At 49.2% G+C, this 23997-nt stretch carries 22 protein-coding genes; 16 read left to right on the top strand and 6 right to left on the bottom strand.

What is annotated here, in order from left to right; genetic code table 11:
* Window positions 1-2: 2 nt before the first annotated feature.
* The 11 genes from KJS63_RS02820 (at window position 3) to KJS63_RS02770 (ending at window position 11646) form a co-directional block, all read left to right on the top strand.
* Complete coding sequence (locus tag KJS63_RS02820) at window positions 3-917, top strand: hypothetical protein (protein ID WP_213617863.1); 915 nt, start codon at window positions 3-5, stop codon at window positions 915-917.
* Window positions 918-1054: 137 nt separating this feature from the next.
* Window positions 1055-1471 carry a MerR family transcriptional regulator gene (locus KJS63_RS02815; protein ID WP_148449276.1) on the top strand — a complete coding sequence of 139 codons (417 nt, stop codon included), beginning with the start codon at window positions 1055-1057 and terminating at the stop codon, window positions 1469-1471.
* A 62-nt stretch (window positions 1472-1533) separates the two neighbouring features.
* On the top strand, window positions 1534-2448 hold the full coding sequence (locus KJS63_RS02810) for an alpha/beta hydrolase (protein ID WP_213617862.1): 915 nt from the start codon (window positions 1534-1536) through the stop codon (window positions 2446-2448).
* Window positions 2449-2472: 24 nt separating this feature from the next.
* On the top strand, window positions 2473-2970 hold the full coding sequence (locus KJS63_RS02805; protein WP_213617861.1) for a Crp/Fnr family transcriptional regulator: 498 nt from the start codon (window positions 2473-2475) through the stop codon (window positions 2968-2970).
* 123 nt (window positions 2971-3093) lie between these two features.
* Entirely contained in the window at window positions 3094-4245 is a 1152-nt protein-coding gene (locus KJS63_RS02800; protein WP_244862471.1) for a GntR family transcriptional regulator, read from the top strand.
* 190 nt (window positions 4246-4435) lie between these two features.
* Complete coding sequence (locus tag KJS63_RS02795; RefSeq protein ID WP_244862496.1) at window positions 4436-5737, top strand: glycoside hydrolase family 125 protein; 1302 nt, start codon at window positions 4436-4438, stop codon at window positions 5735-5737.
* Between the two features lie 53 nt (window positions 5738-5790).
* Window positions 5791-7098 (top strand): ABC transporter substrate-binding protein, encoded by a 1308-nt coding sequence (locus KJS63_RS02790; RefSeq protein WP_213617860.1) that lies wholly within the window; start codon window positions 5791-5793, stop codon window positions 7096-7098.
* A gap of 72 nt (window positions 7099-7170) precedes the next feature.
* A complete protein-coding gene (locus KJS63_RS02785) occupies window positions 7171-8019 on the top strand; it encodes a carbohydrate ABC transporter permease (protein ID WP_213618310.1) in 849 nt (282 codons plus the stop codon).
* Window positions 8020-8091: 72 nt separating this feature from the next.
* On the top strand, window positions 8092-8961 hold the full coding sequence (locus KJS63_RS02780) for a carbohydrate ABC transporter permease (protein WP_213618309.1): 870 nt from the start codon (window positions 8092-8094) through the stop codon (window positions 8959-8961).
* A gap of 49 nt (window positions 8962-9010) precedes the next feature.
* Window positions 9011-10552 carry a glycoside hydrolase family 76 protein gene (locus tag KJS63_RS02775; protein ID WP_213617859.1) on the top strand — a complete coding sequence of 514 codons (1542 nt, stop codon included), beginning with the start codon at window positions 9011-9013 and terminating at the stop codon, window positions 10550-10552.
* 44 nt (window positions 10553-10596) lie between these two features.
* Window positions 10597-11646, top strand: a complete 1050-nt coding sequence (locus KJS63_RS02770; protein WP_213617858.1) for a glycoside hydrolase family 76 protein — start codon at window positions 10597-10599, stop codon at window positions 11644-11646.
* Between the two features lie 86 nt (window positions 11647-11732).
* Here KJS63_RS02770 and KJS63_RS02765 read toward each other — a convergent pair whose 3' ends face one another.
* Together KJS63_RS02765 and hmpA are read right to left on the bottom strand one after the other, a co-directional pair.
* Window positions 11733-13658 carry an amidase family protein gene (locus KJS63_RS02765; protein WP_213617857.1) on the bottom strand — a complete coding sequence of 642 codons (1926 nt, stop codon included), beginning with the start codon at window positions 13656-13658 and terminating at the stop codon, window positions 11733-11735.
* A gap of 294 nt (window positions 13659-13952) precedes the next feature.
* Complete coding sequence (hmpA, locus tag KJS63_RS02760) at window positions 13953-15152, bottom strand: NO-inducible flavohemoprotein (protein WP_213617856.1); 1200 nt, start codon at window positions 15150-15152, stop codon at window positions 13953-13955.
* A 495-nt stretch (window positions 15153-15647) separates the two neighbouring features.
* On the opposite strand from hmpA, the gene KJS63_RS02755 reads away from it, so the two are divergent.
* A complete protein-coding gene (locus KJS63_RS02755) occupies window positions 15648-16310 on the top strand; it encodes a YitT family protein (protein WP_213617855.1) in 663 nt (220 codons plus the stop codon).
* A 115-nt stretch (window positions 16311-16425) separates the two neighbouring features.
* On the opposite strand, the gene KJS63_RS02750 is transcribed toward KJS63_RS02755, so the two are convergent.
* From KJS63_RS02750 to KJS63_RS02740, 3 genes are all read right to left on the bottom strand, one after another.
* Window positions 16426-16608, bottom strand: coding sequence for a DUF2188 domain-containing protein (locus KJS63_RS02750; RefSeq protein WP_213617854.1), 183 nt, complete (start codon window positions 16606-16608; stop codon window positions 16426-16428).
* Between the two features lie 142 nt (window positions 16609-16750).
* Window positions 16751-17725, bottom strand: coding sequence for a peptide-methionine (S)-S-oxide reductase MsrA (msrA, locus tag KJS63_RS02745; RefSeq protein WP_213617853.1), 975 nt, complete (start codon window positions 17723-17725; stop codon window positions 16751-16753).
* 44 nt (window positions 17726-17769) lie between these two features.
* A complete protein-coding gene (locus KJS63_RS02740; RefSeq protein WP_213617852.1) occupies window positions 17770-18378 on the bottom strand; it encodes a TVP38/TMEM64 family protein in 609 nt (202 codons plus the stop codon).
* 581 nt (window positions 18379-18959) lie between these two features.
* Between KJS63_RS02740 and KJS63_RS02735 the strand changes: the two genes are divergently transcribed.
* Complete coding sequence (locus tag KJS63_RS02735) at window positions 18960-19649, top strand: TerC family protein (protein WP_213617851.1); 690 nt, start codon at window positions 18960-18962, stop codon at window positions 19647-19649.
* A gap of 150 nt (window positions 19650-19799) precedes the next feature.
* Here KJS63_RS02735 and KJS63_RS02730 read toward each other — a convergent pair whose 3' ends face one another.
* Window positions 19800-20624: an AraC family transcriptional regulator gene (locus KJS63_RS02730; protein ID WP_068616848.1), complete on the bottom strand. Its 825-nt coding sequence runs from the start codon at window positions 20622-20624 to the stop codon at window positions 19800-19802.
* Between the two features lie 156 nt (window positions 20625-20780).
* On the opposite strand from KJS63_RS02730, the gene KJS63_RS02725 reads away from it, so the two are divergent.
* From KJS63_RS02725 to KJS63_RS02715, 3 genes are all read left to right on the top strand, one after another.
* Window positions 20781-21878, top strand: coding sequence for a Gfo/Idh/MocA family protein (locus KJS63_RS02725; protein WP_213617850.1), 1098 nt, complete (start codon window positions 20781-20783; stop codon window positions 21876-21878).
* A 249-nt stretch (window positions 21879-22127) separates the two neighbouring features.
* Window positions 22128-22901 carry a sugar phosphate isomerase/epimerase family protein gene (locus KJS63_RS02720; RefSeq protein WP_213617849.1) on the top strand — a complete coding sequence of 258 codons (774 nt, stop codon included), beginning with the start codon at window positions 22128-22130 and terminating at the stop codon, window positions 22899-22901.
* Window positions 22894-23976, top strand: coding sequence for a Gfo/Idh/MocA family protein (locus tag KJS63_RS02715; RefSeq protein WP_213617848.1), 1083 nt, complete (start codon window positions 22894-22896; stop codon window positions 23974-23976). The genes KJS63_RS02720 and KJS63_RS02715 overlap by 8 nt, the downstream gene beginning before the upstream one ends.
* Window positions 23977-23997: the final 21 nt, after the last annotated feature.

Here is a 23997-nt window from a genome sequence, read left to right as displayed (position 1 = left end):
AAATGATGATGAAGTATAAGGGTTGGATTATGGCGCTCCTGGCTGTCATCATTGGTTTGATCGTTCTCATTCCTTTCCTGAACAAGCATTCTTCCGCACCGAAGACGAAATCAACCTGGCTTTGGGATACGGGGCTGATTGTTCATCAAGCCGATGATATCGTATCTTTCTCCAAGGAGCAGGGAGTAAAAGTCATCTTCCTGCAGATTGGGGAGAATGTGGCTGAGGACAAGTACCGCAGCTTTATCTCCAAGGCAGCCAAAGAGAAGATTCAGGTGCACGCCCTGAACGGAAGGCCTGGCTGGGCTCTATATGACCACAGGGCTGAGGCGGATGAGTTTCTTGATTGGGTGAAGGGCTACAACAGCCGCTCCAAACCGGAGGAGCGGTTCGCAGGAGTCCAATTCGACGTGGAGCCTTATCTGCTCAAGCAGTGGAAGAGCAAGCGGAAGGTCGTGCTTCAGGAATGGATGGGAAATATGAGAGCGTGGAGCGACAGTGGTAAGCAGGCAGGGCTCTCCGTTGGTGCGGCAGTTCCCTTTTGGCTGAATGGGATCAATAATCCCAACGGCAACGGGAAACAGCCGATGAGCGAATGGATGGTCAATAAGCTGGATTATTTGGCTATTATGGCTTACCGGGACAAAGCTTCTCAAATCTATGATATTTCCGAACATCTGCTGCAAGAGGCGGACAGACAGGAGAAGAAGGTATGGGTTGGTGTTGAGCTGGCCCAAAGCAAGGAAGGGGAAGGTGTATCCTTCTATGCCCAATCGGAGGCAGTGCTTGACCAAGAGCTGGACAAGCTGGTTGATCTGGGGGATAAGCATCAGTCCTTCGCCGGAGTGGCTGTACACAGCTACGAGGCGTGGAGGACACGCTTCGAGCCGCCAAAGACCGTGCTGAAGACCGACTAAGAAGAAGACAGCCTTTTTAGGCTGTCTTTTTTGAATAAAGAGAAGATCAAAGCTCAAAGGCAGTCGATAGCTAACTTTAAACCGCAAACCTGATAAACTGGAATATATGCTAATAAGAGTGTTGGGAGGATCTAGGATTGAGTGGATTATTGCGTGGAGAAGTAGCAAGAATGGCACAATTAAACATGGAGACCATCAGATACTATGAGAATTATGGTCTTATCGATACCCCCTCAAGAACCGAATCCGGATACCGCTTGTATTCGGAGGAGGTGTTAACCCGGCTCGCTTTTATCAAGAACGCCAAAGAATGCGGCTTTTCATTAAAGGAAATCCGGAAAGCCCTGAAGGCAGGCAAGGACAGCATAAGAATTGATGACTTCATAGCGTTAATCGACAGAAAAGTGAACAGCATTGAGTCAGAGATCGCAAAACAGCAGAATACGATAAATATGCTGATACAACTAAGAACTAGCTTGGAAGACGTACATAAACATCCTGAAATTCAGCAGGTACTTGAAGTTCTGGGTATGGAGCAGGAAATTCGGCCTTGACCTTGTACCTGACTACAGGTCCTACAGTAGGAATAATCATACATGTAGGAGGTAGTTAGACAATGACCGAAGCCCGCACTAATCCTGAAATGCTGAATGCCGTTATTGAACATCTTAGACAGAACTATAACCCGCTAAGACCCGTTAAGCAGCTGCGAGAGGCAATGTCCAGGCGGCCTGAGGGAATTCCCCAGTTAGACCATTTGGACGTTGAAAAAATACTTGTAAGTGGATTAACCGGCGAATGGGTAAAAATACTTGGCCAAGGCACAGCAGACAATCAGGCCATCCTCTATTTCCATGGGGGTGGCTTTGCTGCGGGCACATGCGAATATTACCGGGATATGGCCGCCCGGATATCCCGGGCAAGCGGGATTAAAGTATTAACCTTCGAATACAGGCTAGCTCCTGAGCACTCGTACCCTGCGGCCAATGAGGATGCGCTTAAGGCCTACAGATGGCTGAGAAACCAAGGATATTCTGCGGATAACATGGTCTTTGGCGGTGACTCTGTCGGTGCAACTTTGGCTTTAATGACTCTGCTCACTCTCCGTGACCGGAACGAGGAGCTTCCGGCAGGAGCATTTCTGATGTCTCCTCATACCGACTTGATTCATTTGGATGGGGAGTCCTACATAACTAACAGGGCAGCAGACCTCACTGGCAGTCTGGAAGGGAACCGGAGAATTGCAGAGCTATATATGGAGGGGTGGGGTGGCCCGGCCCCCGAAATATTGTCACCGCTTCGGATGCCGCTTTATGGGCTGCCTCCGCTGCTGGTTCAGGCCGGGAGCAGGGAGGTGCTGCTGAGTGATGCGACAAGGCTTCAGCAAAGGGCTGAGGAAGCTGGGGTGGATGTCAAGCTGGAAATATGGGACAATATGTGGAGTGTGTTCCAGTTTCTCGCTTACTTGCTGCCCGAAGCCGATCAGGCTATAGACAATGTGGGCAGATTTGTGAAGGAAAGACTGGCATAAAGTTAGAGATAAGGGGAGATTGTCATGATTTTGCACAAAGGAGAGATCTTGTTCCACCAAGGTGACGAGGGGGCTTATTTGTACAAAATCAAGACCGGTCTCTTCAAGGTTACTCGTCTGCATGAGAACGGGAACATGGTTCTGTTCAATATTCTGTATCCCGGAGAAACAGTGCCTCATCATTCTCTGATATCTCCGAAAGATACCCATGGGACAGCCATTGCTTTAGTAACCAGTGAGGTGGAACCCATTGTGGCCGAAGAGTGGTATCGTGAGCTGGAGGAGGACCCGAAAAAGGCGCTGGAGGTTGCCAAGCTGCTTCAGGCCAAGGTCCGCTTTATGCAGGAGCGTTTGGACCACCTTACGGTAGGAACGCCTGCGGAAAGGCTGGAGCTGCTGACTAAATGGCTGAACAGTTATGTCCATGGTGTGCCGCTAACGGAATATTTGACGCAAGAAGAGATCGGCCAGTTAATCGGGGTTCGGCGGGAGACGGTGAATAGACTGCTTCGGGGACATTAAACGTATAAGAGGGCCTTCCTATTCACAAAATGTATATATCATGATATGTTATTATATGCATTATAGTAAATTAGAAAACAAACGAATGTCAGATGACGTGTTTTGTTTTTGGAGGTGCCTATTGTGTCTCATGAATCATCCTCGAAACCTATGTATGAACAAATATTTGAAGATTTACTTTATCAAATCCATTCTGGCAAATATGAGCCGGGAGAACGGATACCTTCCGAGAAGGAGCTCGGTGAGATTTATAAAGTTAGCCGGATTACCAGCAAGAAGGCGCTGGAACTGCTTACCCAGGAAGGGATTATCGTACGCCAGCCGGGCAGGGGTTCCTTCGTAGCCGAAGATAATTCTGATGCAGGTTCTCAAAGTGGCTATCTTCTGGGCACAAAGGGACGCAGGGAAGCGGACAAGCTGCTGATTGGGCTTGTGATGACCGATTTTGGCGACAGTTATGGCACGGGATTAATTTATGGCATGGAAGAGGCTTCCCGGACCCATGATGCGTACCTCGTTCTAAGAAGATCTTTGGGTGAACCGGCCCGGGAAGAAGAAGCGATTAAAGGACTGCTGGAACTGGGTGTTGATGGTTTGATTATATTCCCGGCCCAAGGCGAATATTTCAATGCCGAGATCCTTAAGCTTGTGATTGACAGATATCCGCTCGTTCTGCTTGACCGCCATCTGAAAGGCATCTCTGCAAGTTCTATCAGCACCGACAATGCAGCAGCTGCCAGACAGCTCATCAATTATTTATTTAAGCTTGGGCACAGCCATATCGCTTTGTTAACGACACCGCCGCAGGACACAACAGCGATTGAAGACCGTATCGAGGGTTTTATACAGGCGCATGCCGAGAGCGGAATCGTGGTGGACCGCGAGCTTTGGATTCAAGAGATCATGGCTACGCTGCCAACAGCCTTCACTCCAGAGAATAAGCTTAGGGAGAAGGAGAGAATCAAACGCCATCTCCAAGATCATCCGCAGATTACAGCCATTTTTGCGCTTGAGCATAACATCGCCCAACTGGCATATGAGGCCGCAAGTGAACTCGGGATGAATATACCGGGGGATATCTCGATTGTCTGCTTTGATAGTCCCGAGTACACAGGGGGATTTCTGTTCACCCATATGAGACAAAGGCAGGAGGAGATGGGCAGGGCAGCGTTTGAGAATGTGCTCAGGCTGAAGAAGGGGGAAGCTGTGCCTCCCAAGGTTATGCTTGAAGCCGAGTTGATTACCGGCTCATCAACAGGCCGGGTTCGGAGCTAACTTGAAAACCGAAAATGCAAGTGTATTTGAAACAGCCCACCAGGCTATCGGTGGGCTGTTTTATTTTAATGATATAATAGTATATTGATATATAAGAATGGTATATAAAATATATTGACATATTATATTTGTGTTTTTATAATGTTAATCAAGAAGTTAAACATAAGGTTGATATAATTGTTAGGGGTTGATTGTTGTGGAGCGGAAGGACCAGATAACTGTGCCTTGGAGCCGGATGACTGAACGAATGTCCGAGAAGCTGAAGGAAATGCCGAGAATTTTGGAGATTTTTAAAGACGGGATGCAGAACACTTGGGGAACCACAATTAAGAGGCTGGAGGACAGCACCACATTTGTGATTACGGGGGATATACCAGCCATGTGGCTGCGTGACTCAGCCGCCCAGGTTAGGCCCTTTCTGGTTCTAGCCGGGCAGGATGAAGATGTGGCGGATATGATTGAAGGATTGGTCTTGAGGCAGCTGCAGTATATTACATTGGATGGTTATGCAAACGCATTCAACGAATCGCCAAATGGACATGGACACCAAGATGATGATACAGACATGTCTCCATGGATATGGGAGCGGAAGTATGAGATAGACTCCTTATGCTATCCTCTGCAGCTGAGTTATCTGCTGTGGAAGAATACCGGGAGAACATCGCAGTTCAAGGGGATTTTCAGAGAATCAGCAGAGAAGATTCTGGAACTGTGGAAGACGGAACAGAACCATGAGAAGGATTCCTCCTACCGTTTCCAACGATCGGGCGGGGCTGTAACAGATACGCTGACCAGAGAAGGAAAAGGCCCTGAAACCGGATATACCGGTATGACCTGGTCGGCGTTTCGTCCCAGTGATGATGCTTGTCAGTACGGTTATCTGGTACCTTCGAACATGTTTGCCGTTGTTGTACTGAACTATCTGGCAGAGATTGCCCGGGAAGTTCTCAAAGATAAGGCTCTTGAGAACCGGGCGCTGGAGCTGGCGGCTGAGATCGACCGGGGCATTCAAGAGTACGGAGTTTACGACCACCCCGAATATGGCAGGATTTATGCCTATGAAACGGATGGGCTCGGTCACTACAACCTGATGGACGACGCCAATGTGCCAAGCCTTCTATCGATTCCTTATCTTGGTTATTGCAGCCCGGATGATCCGGTATACCGGAATACCCGTAAATTCATTCTTAGCGAAGCGAACCCGTATTTCTACAAGGGTCAGGCAGCAGAAGGAATTGGAAGTCCGCATACGCCTGAACGTTATATCTGGCACATTGCTCTTGCGGTGCAGGGGCTGACTGCGGAGAGCCGGGATGAGAAGGAAAGAATTCTTCGCTTGATGAGTACGACGGAGGCAGGCACGGGGTTGATGCATGAAGGCTTTCATGCGGATAATCCGTCCGAATATACACGTCCCTGGTTCTCATGGGCCAATATGATGTTTTGTGAGTTAGCTATGGATTACTGCGGGCTTTATGTTAACCGCGGGTAACCATTTTAAGCTATATATATAATTTTCAGATTAGAAAAAGGGAGGTTTTATGTATGAAAAAATGGACTTCTATGCTGCTCAGCACAATTTTGCTTTTATCTGTTCTGGCCGGGTGCGGTCCTTCCAAGTCGGCTGACAGCAGCTCAGGGGCCGCTTCGGGTGGGGATGGCGCATCCGGCAAGCCGGTGGAGCTTACCTTCTGGGGCGACTGGGCTGGCGAGGGACAGAAGCAGTTCGAAACGATGGTTGACGCATTCAATAAGTCGCAAGACAAAATCCGCGTTAAATATGTGCTCCAGCAGGATATGATCACTAAATTCATGACCATGGCATCCGCCGGCGGAGAGATGCCGGACCTGGTATTCTGGGACAGATGGCGTACATCGTTGTATGCGCCTAAAAATGTGTTTCACCCTATCGACGAGTTCATGGCCCAGGATAAAGTCAACAAGGATGACTTCTATGGGGAAGCCATTAAGGAATTGTCTTATGACGGGAAGTTGTATGGGCTTCCGCTTACTGTAGATGCCCGGGCACTCTTCTATAACAAAAAGCTGCTCAATCAGGCAGGGGTGAAGCCGCCAACAACTTGGGATGAGCTTGAACAGGCTGCCATCAAAACGACGAAGTGGAACGGCGGCAAACTGGAAGTCGCAGGTTTTTCTTTAGCGGATAATGGCTTGTTTAACATGTACCTTCAGCAGGCTGGAGGTCAAATGATGGATGAGACTGGCACAAAAACCAACTTTAACAACGATAAAGGCAAGGCCGTGCTTGATTTCTGGGATCGTCTGCTGAACAAAGACAAAGTATACAAAGTCGGGTTTGAACAAGGGCTCGGTGAAGGAACCGATGCGTTCGTAACAGGCAAACTGGCTATGCAATATACCGGTCCATGGATGCTCAGCACTTATAAAAAATACGGTAAGGATCTGGACTTCGGTGTAGTGGTTCCGCCAGTAGGACCAAACGGAGACAAAGGCAGTGTCATGGGTGGGCTTGGATTGGTCATCCCTGAAGGATCGAAGCACCAGAAAGAAGCTTGGGAGTTCATGAAATGGTGGGCTGCCAACAAGGAGAACGCGCTGTTATGGGCCAAAACAAGCCTGAATATTCCAGGGTTTAAACCGGCTCTTCAGGACCCATTCTTCCAGAATGATCCGCTGTGGAAGCCATTCCTGGATACATTGGAATTCGCTAAGATCCGCCCTCAGCATCCTGGTTACTCGGTAATGGAAGACGATGCGCTGATTCCGAGCCTGCAGCTGTTCCAGCAGAACAAGCAGAATGCGGCCGATACCTTGGCCAAGGCCCAACAGCGTGGAGATCAACTCCTACAGGATAACGCTGTAGTGAAATAGCTGAATTAGCTTGATGAAAAAGGGGGGATAGGAGTGGCTTCCAAAGGGAGATTGAACGGGCATCAAGAAAAAATGGCCTACATTTTCATCACTCCGACCATGCTGCTGTTTGCTGTATTCACCATCATACCGGTGGTTATGGCCTTGTACTTGAGCTTTACCAATTATGACATCCTTAGCCGAATGGACTGGGTGGCTCTGGATAACTATAAGCGGTTGTTTAAAGACAGTCTCTACTGGACTACCTTTGTTAATGTCATATATTACTCGGTTATATTTATACCTCTGAATATCCTGCTGTCCTTGGGACTTGCCATGCTGATGAATTACAAAAGGTTCGGGGTCCGTTTGTTCCGCACCTTCAACTATCTGCCTACATTAACTTCAGCGGTAGCAGCGGCTACAGTGTGGATCTGGCTTCTTCACCCGGAGTACGGCCTGGTGAACGGGCTGCTTAGCGAATTCGGGATTACAGGGCCAGCGTGGCTGGCCCAGACTGAAACCGCAATGCCTTCTATTATTATGGTGACCCTGTGGCAGTCTATCGGCTCTAATATGGTGATTTATATTGCCGGGCTGCAAGGAGTTCCGGATTACCTGTATGAATCCGCAAAGCTTGATGGCGCATCGGCCTTTGCCCGATTCCGCTATATCACTTGGCCGCAGCTTAGACCTACAACTTTTCTGATCAGTACATTAGCTATAATCTCTGCGCTGCAGCTCTTCGACCAAGCCTTTGTTCTTACGCAAGGGGGACCGGGGAATGTGACAAAAACACCGGTATATCTGATTTACCAGCAGGGTTTCAAGCAGCTTCAAATGGGTTACGCCTCAGCCCAGGCGTTTGTTCTGGCTGTGGCCATTCTGATCTTCTCGCTGATCAATATGCGGATCAATAAAGCGGAAGAACCGGTTGTTTAGAAAGGGGGAAGTTGGATGGAAACTCATATCAATTCGGGTTCCCCGGTGATCCGGCCTCTAAAATCAAAGAAGATGGTTATGGGCAAAACTGCCGCAAGCATCTTGTTTTATGCAGTCAGCATTGTAATTGCGGTTGCCATGATTCTGCCTTTTTTCTGGAGTCTGATGACCTCGCTCAAACCTAGCGACGAAATCTTCTCCTTGCCGATTAAATGGTTCCCGAGCCACTTAACTTTCGAGCATTATCAAAAAGCGTTTACTACAGTACCTTTCGGTCTGTATTTCTGGAATTCACTCGTGCTGTCAGTTGCCGGGGTACTGGCCAACTTGTTCTTTGGCTCTTTGGCTGGTTATGCATTCGCCAAGCTAACCTTCCGGGGGAGCAAGCCAATGTTCAGGCTGCTGCTGGCGGCGATGATGATTCCCGGGATCGTTACGATGATTCCAAGCTTCTATGTGTTAAGGCACTTCCCACTACTCGGGGGCAACGACCTGTTCGGAACAGGCGGACAGGGACTTCTGAACTCATTCTGGGGAATTATTCTGCCGGGAGCCTCAGGAACTTTTGCTGTATTCTTCATGCGCCAGTTCTTCCTTACCCTCCCGACAGACATGATGGAAGTAGCCAGAATAGAGGGCTGCGGTGAGTTCCGGATCTTCTGGAATATTTATCTTCCATTAACTAAGCCGGCGCTTGCCACGTTAAGTATTTTTACCTTTCAGGCCGGCTGGAACAGCTTCCTATGGCCGATGATTGTTCTTAATGATCCCTCGAAAGCCACGATTCAAATGGGGCTTCAAGCTTTTTCATATAACAACCAGACGGATTATGGCCCTATGATGGCAGGAGCGTTAATCGCCATTCTGCCAATACTGATTCTCTTCCTGCTGCTGCAGAAGTACTTCGTGCAGGGCATTGCGTTTAGTGGAATTAAAGGCTGAAGTGTGATTGCGGGCAAGAATCTTACCGGTAGAAGGGATGAAGCGAACGATGTTGAAAAATGTCGGAAAATGTTTGCTTGTTACGGTATTGGCGGCGTGTTCGTTTGCTGGAGTAGGAGCTGCGCCTAGGCAGGCGGCTGCTTTTACAAGCTCCAATGCGGACTCGGCAATGAATGCTTTTGTAAATGTATTTTACGATCCAGGTGCGAAGTACTTTTATACCAATAGTGACCATCAGATTCACTCCGAACATGCCTTTGGCCCGGATGGGGGGAAATACACCGATTTTTGGTGGGAAGCCCAGCTGTGGGAAACGGTGATGGATGCTTATGAGCGAACACATAACAGCACTTACCGGACAATGATCGATGAAATTTATACCGGCTTCAACCAGAAGTATCCGAATATGATGGCCAACGATTTCAACGATGACTTGGGATGGTGGGCGCTGGCCTGCATGCGTGCTTATGAGTTAACCGGAACAGAGGAATACCGCAATCGCGCTTCCTTTTTATTTGATCAAATTTACAGCTTCTATGACAACACTTATGGTGGGGGAATCTGGTGGAAGAGGGACGGAACCTCCCCGCAAAAAAATATGGCGACCAACGCCCCAATGGTAATTACAGCTGTGAAGTTAAAGAATGCGACCGGGAACTCGGCTTATTTGACAAAAGCCCAGAATATCTATGGCTGGATTAAGAGCAGGCTTTCCTCTGGAAGCAAGTTGCAGGATCACGTGGAGGGCAGCGGAAACGGAACTGCAGTAGACTGGGACTTCAGCTATAACTACGGCACTTATATGGGGGCGGCCCTCTCCTTATATAAGGAAACCCATAATGCGGCTTACTTAACGGATGCTAACAACTCCGCCAATTATGTCATCAGCAAGATGACATTGTCTAATACCCTTATGTACGAAGGGGAGAATGACGGAGCCGGGTTCAAGATGATATTTATGCGCTATCTTAATCAGCTCCGGCTTGAAACAGGTAACTCGTCCTATCTTACTTTCCTGCAGCAAAATGCAACCCAGGCTTACAACCACCGCCGTAATTCAGATCAGATTATAGGTAGTGATTGGACTGGACCAACTGGAAGCGGGTATGTTCAAAGTCTCGCTGCGGCGGCGGGGGCCTCGGTTCTTCAGCTTGTCCCTGCCGACGGCTACACAGGCTTTATCGCAGGCAATGGAGTGTATGAAGCGGAGAACGCCTTGTTGACCAAAAACGGCGGGGGTGGAATCTTTAATGAAAGCAGTACGGCAGGTTATTCGGGCAGGGGGTATGTAGCCGGGTGGAATACGAACGGGACGGGCATCACTTTCAACGTGAACCAGAATTCGGACAGCACCCGTACCATGACAATCCGTTACGCGGCAGGTGCGGGGAACGCAAGCCGTTATATCTCTGTAAATGGTTCTGTTATCGCTCCTAACCAGGTATTTAATGCTACCAATGGTTGGGGCGATTGGCAGACACTAACGTTAAATGTGAATTTAAAAGCCGGTTTTAACACTATAGTCATCGGTTATGACAGCAGTAAAGGGAATGCGAATTACTTGAATGTCGATCAAATTTTTGGTCTTTAGAAAGATAAATATGATAATTGGATCAGATTAGAGGAGGAGTGGTTATGCTGTGGGCCGAACGCGCGGAAGCTGCCCAAAGGTCGCTTAATGATCATTTCTGGAATCCGGAAATTGACATGTATAACATTGAGACCCCTTGTTTGAATGGGGCATGCAACACAATCTTTCATTATTGGTGGATGGCTCATGCGGTGGATGTGCTGGTCGATGGTTGGCTGAGAACAGGTGAAGCGCGTTATGCCGAGACGCTGGCGGCCCTTCATGACGGAATCCGGAAACGAAATGGCGGAGCCTATCCCAATGAGCTATATGATGATATGGAATGGATGGCGATTGCCTGGCTGAGGGCATATCAGGCAACTGGAGTGCAGGCCTATAAGGAAACAGCGCTAATTCTATGGGAGGACATCAAGACCGGCTGGAATGATCAAATGGGGGGCGGGATTGCCTGGCAGAAATCGCAGCTGGATTATAAAAATACACCTGCGAATGCCCCCGCGGTTATTCTGGCGGCAAGATTGTATGACAGCTTTGGGCAGGAGGCGGATCTGGATTGGGCCCGCCGAATCTATAATTGGCAGACGGCACATCTGGTAGATCCGGAGAGCGGGTTCGTCTGGGATGGAATAAACCGCAATGGGGACGGAGTCGTCGATAAGGATTGGAAATTTACTTACTGCCAAGGAGTGTACATTGGGGCGGCGGTGGAATTGAACCGGGTTACGGGCGATCCCCAGTACTTAAGGGATGCTTATAAGACTGCCGCAGCTGCTGAAGAGGAGCTCGTCGATCCAGCTACGGGAATGCTGCCGGATGAGGAAGACGGCGATGGAGGTCTCTTCAAAGGGATCTTTGTCCGGTATCTGGCTGAGCTTGCTCTTGCTGGAGATACAGATGATCGGGCGATACAGCTTCTTCATCTAAATGCCGTCATGCTTTGGGAGAGAGGAAGGAACGCTCAGGGCCTTATCGGTACGGACTGGTCATTTCCTCCTAAAGGAACAGTATCCCTCAGTTCCCAGCTAAGTGGAGTGAAGCTTCTTGAGCGGATGGCGGTACTGGAGAAGCAAGGGAAGATTCCGTTGGAAGTGTAATAAAATTAATCTTAATTCAACAAGCCGGGCCTGTTCCTCATCAAATGAGGGCAGGCCCGGCTTTGTTTTACTAATTTCATCAAGGTTCAGGGTGCCAAGACTGGTGATTTGCGGTGATGTGTTCCTTGCTCATAGCTGTAGGCCAGCTTGATTAAGGTGCCTTCATCAAATGCCCGTCCCAGGAATTCAATGCCTACGGGCAGCCCGTCGTCTGTGAAGCCTGCAGGTACCGAAATGGCAGGGAACCCGGAGTAAGGACTTAACCGGTTATTGTTCCCGGAGTTCTGATCCTTGCCGATGGATGCTGCCGGCTGGGTAGTTGTGGGATATACGATGGCATCTAAATTATGGTCCGCCATTACCTTAAGGAGAGACTCCCGGGTAATTTTGGTACGGTTCAGGATGATATCCTTATATTCCGGCTCATCCAGTGTAGTTCTCGCATCACGGGATTTCATGGAAGTCTCCTGGGTCTTGTCATACTTCCCGGAATTAATGATCTCCGTCAAGGAATGGTAAGGGGCTGAAGGACCGAGTTCCTTTAAGTAATCATTCAACTGGAATTTAAATTCATAGCTGCTAAGACTCGGGTATTTCATGATTGCCGCCAAATTCGGAATTTGTACTGGAACTGCGGTAGCTCCCAGACCTTTAATTTCCTCAACCGCTTGATTGACCACTTTCGTAACCGGCATCTCCTCAGGCTTCGTGCCAAACAGCTCGGTGGCTACGCCAATCCGGGCTCCCTTTAGCCCGCTAACATCCAGAAATTGAGTATATGATTTAGGGATATGTCCAGCCGCATAAACCGTTGCCGTATCATTAGGATCATATCCGGCTGTGGCCTGCAGCAGGATGGCCGCATCCGCCACTGAGCGAGCCATTGGACCACCGACATCCTGGGTCAGCGCAAGTGGGATGATGCCGTCACGGCTGGAAAGTCCCACAGTAGGTCTGATCCCCACAAGACTGTTGAAGCTGGAAGGAATGCGGATCGATCCTCCTGTGTCGGTTCCCATGCCAGCTGCAGCCATGTTGGCAGCAATGGCTGCTCCTGTACCTCCGCTGGAACCGCCGGGATAATGATCAAGCGCGTAAGGATTCAAGGTTTGCCCTCCAAGCGAGCTGGAGGTTGTAATGCCAAAGGCGAATTCATGGAGATTGGTTTTGCCTAAAATAATGGCGCCTGCCTGCTTCAGCTTCTCGATTTGCTCCGCATCTTTGGAAGGAACCGAATCCTTAAGACAAATGCAGCCTGCGGTTGTCGGCATGTCCTTGGTATCATAGTTATCCTTCACTAATACTGGGATTCCATGAAGGGGGCCGCGCGGACCGTTTGTCTCACGTTCCTGATCCAGGGACTCTGCAATCTGCAGAGCATTCGGGTTGAGGTTCAGCACTGCATTCAGCTTGATTCCTTGGTCATCGTACTTTTGGATACGGTCCAGGTACAGCTGCACCAGCTGCTTGGAGGTTAAGCGTCCCTGCTCCATCGCTGTCTGCATATCGGTGATGGAGGCTTCCTCAAGTACAAATGGCTTCAGATAATTCTGGACCCTGTCGTAAATGATGGAGGCTTGTGAGACGGTAATGGGAGCTTCTGGTCCAAAAAGCCGTTCGGACTGCCCATTCATGATACCGGCCCGAATCACGGCACCTATGTACGTCGCGTAGGGGGAAGAGCCAGACACATCTTGAAACGCAGTCGACTTGCTTTTAAGGCTCAGCGCCAGCTGTATCATTTTCGCAGCTTCCGCTCTTGTTAGAAGTATCCCGGACCCTTTGGATGAAGAGTAGGGGATGTCTGCAGCTCCGGTCAGCTCTTTAAGCTTTGCTGCAAATTCTGCCTGAGAAACCCCTTTTACCTGCTTAGTGTATGTCACATTATGTGACGCAGATAGATTTGTGCTCCCCGCTGCCTGAGCTGGGCTTAATCCTGCTCCTCCAGTGATCAGAAGCCCTGCAAGTACTGCTAATATCCCCTTTTTTCCTGTAGATGTAACAATCCTCATGCATCCACTCTCCTTCCTGATGTCCCAAAAAAGTTTAATAAGTTCAGGAATGATCATAAATTGATGTTAGGTAAATTAACAAATCTAAGTAGAGGTCAAAAAAGCGGATACATCATATAAATTCTTTGAATTATTAAGTTTTTCGTTGATTTTTCATATAAAAAATAAAATATATTTAATTAAATATGCCTCGTTATGTAATATAATATTACATTTAATTAAGCAAGAAAACCTCCCTTTTGCCTAAAGTGAAGGAAAGGGAGGTCGGAAGTTTAGTAGATTCTATTTTGCGAGTTACAAGCTGTCAGCTGGACCGAAAAATTCAAAATGAATGCGTTCCTGAGGAATCTCCCATTCCTGCAGCGCGCGGTTTACAGCCCGCATGAAAGGAACCGGACCACAGAAATAAAAGTCGGCCTGCCCATCCGCTACCTGTTGAAGCCAAGGCAGATCAATATATCCGGTCTTATCACAGACTTCGCCATCTGCGGGATCTTCGTAGATCAGATAGGATTTGAGATTATTATGATTCTTGGTCAGCTCAAGGATATGATCTTTCATGGCGTGGTAGATTCCGCTACGGGCCGCATGAATGTAGACAATCTCACGCTCCGGGCTCTGCTCAAGAAGTGTTTCCAGCATGCTGACCATAGGAGTGAGACCAACACCTCCGCTGATGAGAACAACCGGGGAGCTTTTCGCCTGATCTAGTACGAATGATCCCGCCGGTGCGCTGATCTGAAGCTGACTGCCCTCCTCCACCGCATGATGCATATAGGTGGATACAACGCCTGCCGGTGAACCGGCCCCGGCATCCTCGCGTTTCACGGTGATCCGGTAATAATCCGGGTTAGGGGCTGAAGACAGGCTGTAATGCCGCAAATGTGTGAACTCCTGCCCGTCCGGTTTTACGCATACCGTGATATATTGACCCGGCTCAAAGGAAGCAATGGCTTGGCCGTCAGCGGGCCTGAGGTAGAAAGAAGTGATAACCTCGCTCTCCCGGACTTTACGGTCCACAATGAAGGGACGGAATCCTTGCCAGCCGCCAGCCTGTGAGGCAGCCTCCGAATACATTTTCTGCTCAACATCAATGAATGCATCGGCTATTACACCATAGGCCCGTGCCCAAGCGTCCAGAATTTCATCGGTTGCCGCTTCGCCAAGCACGGTTTTGATTGCCGCCAGCAGGTTCTCACCTACGATCGGGTAATGCTCCGGCAGGACACCCAATGCCCGGTGCTTGTGGGCAATTTGAACGACCACTGGCAGAATCTCTTCCAGGCGGTCGATGTGGGCGGCTGCCGCATACACCGCGTTGGCTAGGGCAGCGGATTGTTTGCCTTGTCTCTGGTTGGCATGGTTGAAGATATTCATCAGTTCAGGATGATTTCTGAACATAGCTTGGTAAAATGTGCGTGTAATGTCCTGTCCGTGAATTTCGAGCACAGGGACGGTGGACTTAATAATTTCGATAGTTTTTGGATCAAGCATGGGATTCTTCCTTCCGTTATGAACTTGAATTCATAACTAAGTATAGAAACCCGTATAGTCTGTCAGTGTGATCGCCGTCACACGAAAAATTGACACTTTGTGAAAAGGAATCAAATTGCAATGAAATTTATCACTTTTCTTTTCAGAAAATTTCTTGTTTTACAAACAAGCTGTTTAGACATGATTATTAGTGTGGTATAATAGTATTAGTAAGCAGAATCGGCATGATGAAATATTTGATCAGTCCCCATGAATCATTCTGCAATATAAAGAAGAAAGGATCAGGATACCATGTGTCCCCGAAGGACAATTCCCCAAAGGACGATTTGGAAACGTTGTGATCTCTCTTATACTTAGCTTCTTTCGTGGCTCGTCGGTTTACGGCTAAACTTCCACGAAAGAAGAGTGTGACAATGCGAAGGATAAAGCCCTCTAGGACCTTCTTCGTAGGGAGTTGCCGTAAGGTCAACCAAACTACGATAAGAGGGATTCCGTATGAGGAAAGACAAGAGATGGCTAGTTGACACAGAACAGTTAGTATTGATGCTTATTGGCACTTTTTTGCTTGCATTTACTTATTACCATATTAATTTTCAGAACCACCTTTCAGAAGGCGGGTTTGTCGGCCTTTCCCTGCTGGGCAAGTATCTGTTTAACTTCCCGCCAGCGGTTACGGCTTTGGTGCTGGACATTCCGGTATTCATTCTGGCTTTGATTCTGAAAGGACGTAAGTTCTTGCTGAACACGATTATCGGTTCGCTTGCTTTCTCCGGTTTCTATGAGCTTTGCGACCGGTTCTCGCCGCTTCATATTGATCTGCATAACAACTTGCTGCTCGCTGCAATTTTGTCCGGGTTATTTACCGGTATTGGAGCCGGGGTGGTGCTTCGGGCCGGTGGTGCAACAGGCGGTGATGATATTCTATCCCTGCTGCTAAGTCAATTAACCGGACTGAAGATTGGTACTGTGTTTATTGCGCTGGATGCGGTCGTGCTTCTGATCTCGCTGATCTATCTGCCTATGATGGAGACACTGTTTACCGTTGTGGCGGTATTGATCGCAGGTAAGGTCATAACCTGGACTGTGAACTACGGCAGAAGTGAAGAGCCGAAGCTCCGTGTTCCGGTGGCAGTCAAAGAGAAGACAGCCCGTGCATAAGGGTAGTTAAAGGCATTTTACGGCTTAGGCTGTGAAATGCCTTTATTTTATCTGCTAAGCCACTTGGTTGGATTAAAAGCAAAGAGGACGCCTGAAGCTCAGGGTCCTCCTTCTGTTATTTTTGGTGTGTGGGGTGATTCTTGTCCCACTCTTCCGCTTTAGATGTTCCGATCGCAATGGCGCGTCCCTCATCAAAGCCTTCATCCAGAAGGGCGTTGGCAATTTCCACCGCTTTATTACGGACGCGGGAATCCAGGTTCTTCATGGAGGGCGGGTAATCATTCTTGCTCCAAGGCATATGAATCACTCCTTATGCTCTGTATAGTTACTACTTACCCTGCTGATGTATGGTGAAACGTTCAATTCACAGGTTTATCGGCCTGGTATGCAGGCATGGCAAAATGAAAAAGGAGCCTCCTGGCAGGAAGCTCCCACAAAAATTACTCTGTATCAAAAAGGTAACGGTATTCACCGTATCCTTGCTCTTCAAGCTCTTCCTTCGGCACAAAACGAAGCGCTGCCGAGTTGATGCAGTAGCGCAGGCCTCCCCGGTCGGCAGGACCGTCATTAAACACATGCCCGAGATGGGAATCAGCTTCCGTGCTGCGCACCTCCGTACGGACCATGAAATGGCTGAGATCTGTTTTTTCTTTGACATTATAGTCCCGGATTGGCCGGGTAAAGCTCGGCCATCCGCAGCCTGAGTCATATTTATCCTTGGAGCTGAACAGAGGCTCGCCCGAGACGATATCCACATAAATCCCTTCGCCATGGTGATCCCAGAACTCATTGGCAAATGCAGGCTCGGTCCCGTTCTGGCGGGTCACCTTATACTGCATCGGAGTCAGGCGACTGCGGAGCTCGTCCTCATCAACCTTGCCCGACCAGTGGCTCTCAATGAAGTCCTGGCGTCCCGATCCTTTGCGGTAGCGTTTATAATGGGCTGGGTTCTTCTTGTGGTAACCCTGATGGTATTCCTCGGCCTCATAGAAAGGGGCCGCCGGCAGGATTGGCGTCACAATCGGCTTGTCAAAGCGTCCGCTCTCACTAAGCTTCTTCTTGGATGCTTCCGCCTGGATACGCTGTTCTTCATTGTGGTAAAAGATGGCAGTCCGGTAAGAATCCCCACGGTCATGGAACTGGCCGCCTGCATCTGTCGGGTCAATTTGCTGCCAGAAAAGTTCCAGGAGCTTTTGATAGGGGAAGATGTCAGGATTGAACGTAATCTGAACGGCTTCATAGTGGCCGGTTGTGTCAGAACAGACCTGCTCGTAGGTTGGATTCTCAACATGGCCTCCTGTGTAGCCGGAGACAACCTTCTCGATGCCGGGAAGGTCCTCAAAAGGAGAGACCATGCACCAGAAGCAGCCTCCTGCAAAAGTAGCAAGTTCGTGGGTTTGAGTTGAATTACTCATAGGTATGAATCACTCCTTATCTATAGTATGTTATATGGCTCACCTTATCTAACTCGTGTCATTCTTTTATATCCCCAGAGGGCGGCCCCTGTAAACAGAAGGTAACCCGCCATAATCCCGAAGGCGAGCATTGGGTCCTTGAACACGGTTCCCCCAAGGAAGGAGTAGACAAAAATACCGGGCAGCTTGCCGATCGCTGAGCCTAATACAAAGACGTGCAGCTTCATTCGCGTGATTCCAGCAAAGGCATTGACGGCCATCTGTGGAAGCAGGGGAATCACCCGCATGATAATGATAGACTCCAGAGGATGCTTCTCCACATATTGGGTGTAGCGGCCAAGCATTTGATACTTGCTCAGCCAAGCCCTGGCTTGTTCCCGGTAAGCATAGGCTACGGCCAAGTAGACCAGAACGCCGGCGGTTGTGGAGCCAATCAGACAGATCACAGCCCCCCACCAAGGTCCATACATAAATCCTGCGGCACCCACAACAACTTTGTAAGGGATGACCGGACATAAGGCAAGCAGGGTGGCCATGGCCAGCATGGACCCGGCCGGAGGGCGATGGTTAAACCAGTCAGCCAGCGCTTCTTTATTAACCCAAGCGGCAGCTAACAATATGACGTATACTACGGCAGCCAGCCATTTTCGCATAGCGGCTCCTTTCAAAAAAAATAAAACTGCTATATAAAATGAACTTGAGGAGTAACCGATCCCAGCTTCGATCCCGAGTGATTCTGAATAAGCGGAGCGTCCACCTTTGTCTCCGAGACGCCCCTACTTGGATAATCTCGTTCAAGCATTACGGAGATAACCGTGGTCGTAAGAACACTCGGCATCGTAGCGCCCCTAAAAGGTAACCTTCATAAGTTCATTTTATATATGATCATAATACCAAAGAGTGCGCGTGGAATCGAATTATATATTAAAGGGAAGGTTATTGAATGGGCATTTGACCAGGGACTGGCGTATTGATAAATACCATGCTATAATCCAAATAAGAATATTGCATGGTTCCTCAAAGGGGAGTAGCTTCTGACAATAAAGTCGTCATTACGGGATAACATCCCCGGCTTTATTGACAACGATACCGTTGTTAGCGAGACCTTTGCCCGGTACTTATACTTGGGTAAAGGTCTTTTTTGATGCGTTAAGCGTCGTGGCCCAAGTAAAAGCCGCGGCGCTTATTTTGCGTGGACCGGCCACTAAATTTAAATGGTAAAGGGGAGATGAGAATGGATTTGATGAGCGTGGACTTTTGGACTGTGCTGATGTCAATTATTTTGATTGACTTGGTTTTGGCCGGGGATAATGCGATTGTTATTGGTCTCGCAGCAAGGAATGTGCCTAAGGAAGATCAGAAGAAGGTCATTATGTGGGGAACGATCGGCGCTATTCTGGTCCGTGTGGTGATGACCATTTTGGTGGTTCAGCTGTTGGCTGTGCCGGGTCTGAGATTGGTGGGGGGCCTTGCACTCTTATGGATTGCCTACAAGCTTATTGTCGATGATAAGAACCATGAGATTAAAGCGGGGAACAGATCCTGGGCGGCAATTCGCACGATTATTATTGCGGATACCATGATGGGACTCGACAACGTTCTAGCTGTTGCGGGAGCGGCGCATGGGGACAACCTGATGGTCATCATCGGGCTGGCAATCTCTGTTCCGATCATGATCTGGGGAAGTACAGTGATTCTGAAGCTTACCGAACGCTTCCCGATTGTCATCACGCTGGGGGCAGCTGTGCTGGCCTGGACTGCTGCCAAGATGCTGGTGGACGAGCCGATGATTTCCGCCTGGTTCACGAATGGGTTCATCAAGTACGGTTTCGAGATTGTTATGATTGCTTTGGTGGTTGGCATCGGCAATTATGTTAAAAGAAACAATGCAAGACAAAGAGCCATCCGCAACGCGGTGAACTGAAGCCACTGAGCCATAAAGAGGAATCAGACAGAGCCGTCCCAAAAGCGAGTAATCTTACAGCAAAGCGGTCAGCTTTTACAAAAAATAAACAAAGCGCTAGTTCAAGGGGGTAACTTTGGACTAGCGCTTTGCTATTTTGGTCATTGTTGTCTACCCGTTCATGGATTCCCGGCTGGACAATCTGAACTGCTTGGGCGACATGCCAAACCGTGAGCGGAATACTTTGTGAAAATAGTTGTAGCTTGGGAAGCCGGAGCTTTCAGCAATATGTTCCAAGGACAGTGGGCTGAATATGACCCGCTCTCTGGCCATGTTCAGCCTAATTTCCAGCGTATGCTGCATGATGCTGGTTCCAAACGCGGCCTTGAAGAGGTGCACTGCCCGGGACACACTGATCCCCACATGGGCAGCTACGTCCTCCAGCTTAAAGGAAGTGGAGGCATTCTCTTCAATATACTGTTTGATCTGATACGCAAGATAAGTTCTCGGAGTTGGAACGGGAAGCTCCAGAAGCTGTCTGTCAATTTCAAGACACAGAATCCGCAGATAGTACTCAGCAATCTCGGGCGTGGGGTTCGACATCCGCTGCTGCTCCAGCATTATCTGGCGGAAGATTCCGACAAAGCCCTCAGACAGGGGAACACGGAGCTTATGGGGACGACTCTTCATCTTCCACCATTCGTCCATCCAATTGCCTTGGAGAAGTATATAATAATCTCCGCTGAACAGAGTCTTATCCCCCTGCTTGTTCTCAAAGGCATCAATTCTCAGCTCATAGGGCTCTCCCGGAGCAAAGATGATCAGATCGCCAGCCTCAACGTTGACTAGCTTGCCATCACACCGTGTCCGGCTTCTTCCTTCAGTCTGGATCCGGATCAGATAGTGATCAAGTCCATCCGGATGATTAGAAAAATAAGGCTTATGGTGCATTGCATAACCAGCTGCCAATATATGCAAGTTATCATTGATATTCATCAAGCTTCTCCCTATATCTCTCAGAAATAATGACCAGATTGTTCAGGTTTCAATCATATTATTCATTTTACTGTACTGCAAATAGGAATACCATATTACTTGTTAAGTGAATTGAATATCAGCTTGGCTTGCGCCAGAGCCCGGGGAGATGAGACATTGACGAAACTTAAGGCGGGAATTATAGGCTGTGGCAATATCAGTCCGGCATATCTCACTTACCTGAGCCACAGTCCGTACGTACATATTGCCGCCTGTGCGGATATCGTCCTGGATAAAGCAAAAGAACGAGCGGCACAGTATGGAGTTGAAAACGTATACACGGTCCAGGAGATGCTGGCATCTCCAGAGATTGACCTGATTATCAATCTGACGATCCCCGCCTCCCATGGACCTGTCAGCCTTCAGGCGCTTGAAGCAGGGAAGCACGTCTACGTGGAGAAGCCGCTGTGTCTCGAACTGGCAGAAGCCAGGTCCATCCTGGCGCTTGCTGCTCAGAAAGGCCTCCGGGTGGGCGCAGCCCCCGATACCTTCCTCGGTGCGGGGATGGAGACAGCGCGCAATGCTATTCATCAGGGAGCCATCGGGAGCCCGATAGCCGCTGCTGCCTTTATGGTGGGCTCTGGTCCTGAACTCTGGCATCCCAATCCGGAGTTTTTCTATATGGCCGGGGGCGGCCCCATGTTCGATATGGGGCCATACTACTTAACTGCCCTAGTGAATCTTCTGGGGCCTATTCGAAGAATCAGCGGATCGGCGGGGATTCAGATTTCGCCCAGAAGGATACATACCGGTGAGCATGCGGGAGATGAGATCCCGGTGCATGTACCGACGCATTACAGTGGGACCCTTGATTTTGCGGGAGGGGCTATTGGAACACTGGTCACCAGCTTTGATATCCCTGGCGGCAGCCAGCTGCCTCGGATGGAGATTTATGGTACGGAAGGTACGCTTCATCTGCCTGATCCGAATTATTTCGGTGGCGAGGTCAAGCTGAGAAAGCCGGGGAATGAGGAATGGGAAACCCTGCCTGCCCTATTTGAATGCGGGGGTAATGAAAGGGGCCGCGGCGTTGAGGATATGACCAGGGCTATTCAGGCGGGTATATTACACCGGGCTAATGGACTTCAGGCTTATCATGTGCTGGAGGCCATGCATGCCTTCGAGCGTTCATCGAGAGAAGGGCGTCATATTGAACTGGAGAGTGCAGCGGCTCTGGCGGCATACTTCAGGCAGTCAGCCCAAGAACTGATCTGAATGATGTTATATAAGATGAACTTTAGTATTTACCGATCTTAGCTTCGATCCCGAGTGATTCTGAAGAAGCGGAGCGTCCGGCTTTGTCTCCGAAATGCCCCTACTTGGATATCTAGTTCAGGCATTACGGAGACAACAGCGGCCTTAAAGAACACTCGGCATCGCAGCGCCCCTAAAGGGTAACCTTAATAAGTTCATTTTATATAATTACTTGGAATGAACTAAATACAAAGACTGGAGTGAGCAATTTTGACCAAAATCGGCTTGCAGTTGTACACAGTCAGGGAATCACTTGAACAGGACTTCGAAGGAACGATCCGCAAGGTGGCTGAGCTTGGGTACCATGGAGTGGAGTTTGCTGGGTATTATGGACGCACCGCTGAGCAGGTCAAAGAATTGCTGGCCGAGACTGGCCTGGAGGCTTTGGGCTCCCATATCGGATACGAGCGGTTGAAGCAGTCGCTGGGTGATGAAGTTGCTTTTAATCAGATCATTGGGAACAAATACTTAATTATTCCCTATCTGTCGGAAGATCAGCGTAAAGGCTGGCAGGGCGCCATTGACGGCATTCGGAGCCTGGGTATGAAAGCGGCGGAAGAAGACATGGTGCTCTTGTATCACAACCATGATTTTGAGCTGAGTGAAGAGTATGAAGGGCAGCCTGCGCTCGATGCCATGTTCTCGCAGGTGCCTGCTTCTCTTCTTCAAGCCGAGTTGGACACTTGCTGGGTCCACTTCGCGGGTTATGATCCGGTTGAGTATATTTTGAAATATACAGGCAGACTTCCGCTTGTTCATTTTAAAGACATGGTCACGAAGGCGGATGGATCAGCTGAAACGGTAGAGCTGGGTCAAGGAGAAGTAGATCTGAAAGCTATCGCGGATGCGGCCGTCGCTTCAGGGGCTGAGTGGCTGGTGGTTGAACAGGATGAGTGTCTGCGAAATGACCCGCTGAAGTGCATCGAGATTAGCATGGAATGGATTAAGAACTATCGACGTCAAGGAGGACAAATACATGTCTAAAGTTTTGAAGGTAGCGGTAATTGGCTGCGGCGGAATTGCCAAGGGAAAACATCTCCCAAGTCTGGCCAAACAACCAGAGGTTGAACTGGTAGCATTTTGCGATATTATTGAAGAGCGTGCCGTGGAAGCCAAGGAGAAATATGGAAGTGCGGACAGTAAAGTCTATACTGACTATAAACAGCTGCTCGAGGAAAGTGGAGCGGAAGTCGTTCATGTATGTACGCCAAATGACTCCCATGCTGAAATCACAATCGCTTCGCTGGAATCCGGCAGACACGTCATGTGTGAGAAGCCGATGGCCAAGACTTCTGAGCAGGCACGGGCTATGCTGGAAGCGGCAAAACGTACAGGCAAGAAATTATCGATCGCTTACCAGAACCGTTTCCGCAGTGACAGTCAATACCTGAAGAAGCTATGTGAGGACGGCGAGCTCGGAGATATTTATCTGGGCAAGGCGCTGGCGATCCGGCGGCGTGCGGTTCCAACCTGGGGTGTGTTCCTGGACGAAGAGAAGCAGGGCGGAGGCCCGTTGATCGACATCGGAACCCATGCGCTTGATCTGACATTGTGGCTGATGGACAACTATGAACCGAAGAGTGTGACGGGTTCTGTGTTCCATAAGCTGGGCAGCCGGGCCAATGCGGCTAACGCTTTCGGCTCCTGGGACCCTGAGAAGTTTAAAGTGGAGGATTCCGCATTCGGCTTCATTACGATGAAGAACGGGGCGACCATTATTCTGGAATCCAGTTGGGCGCTCAATGTGCTTGAAATCGGTGAAGCTCTGACGATTCTAAGCGGAACCGAAGGCGGTGCGGATATGAAGAACGGTCTTCGTCTGAATGGAGAGAAGAACAGCCGGCTGTGGGAGACCAAGGTGGATCTCAGCTCCGGCGGCGTAGCCTTCTACGAAGGCGAAGAGGAGACGGATGCTTATCTGGAAGCCAAGTCCTGGGTGAAAGCCGTGCTTGAGGACGAGGAGCCAGTTGTTAAGCCAGAGCAGGCATTGGTGGTTACGGAGATTCTGGAAGCGATCTATGAGTCCGCCAAAACAGGCAAAACTGTGTATTTTGAATAGAGGACAGGAGGAACTATTACA

Source organism: Paenibacillus sp. J22TS3 (assembly GCF_018403205.1).
Taxonomy (GTDB): domain Bacteria; phylum Bacillota; class Bacilli; order Paenibacillales; family Paenibacillaceae; genus Fontibacillus; species Fontibacillus tuaregi.
This window is presented reverse-complemented; position numbering and strand designations above follow the sequence as displayed.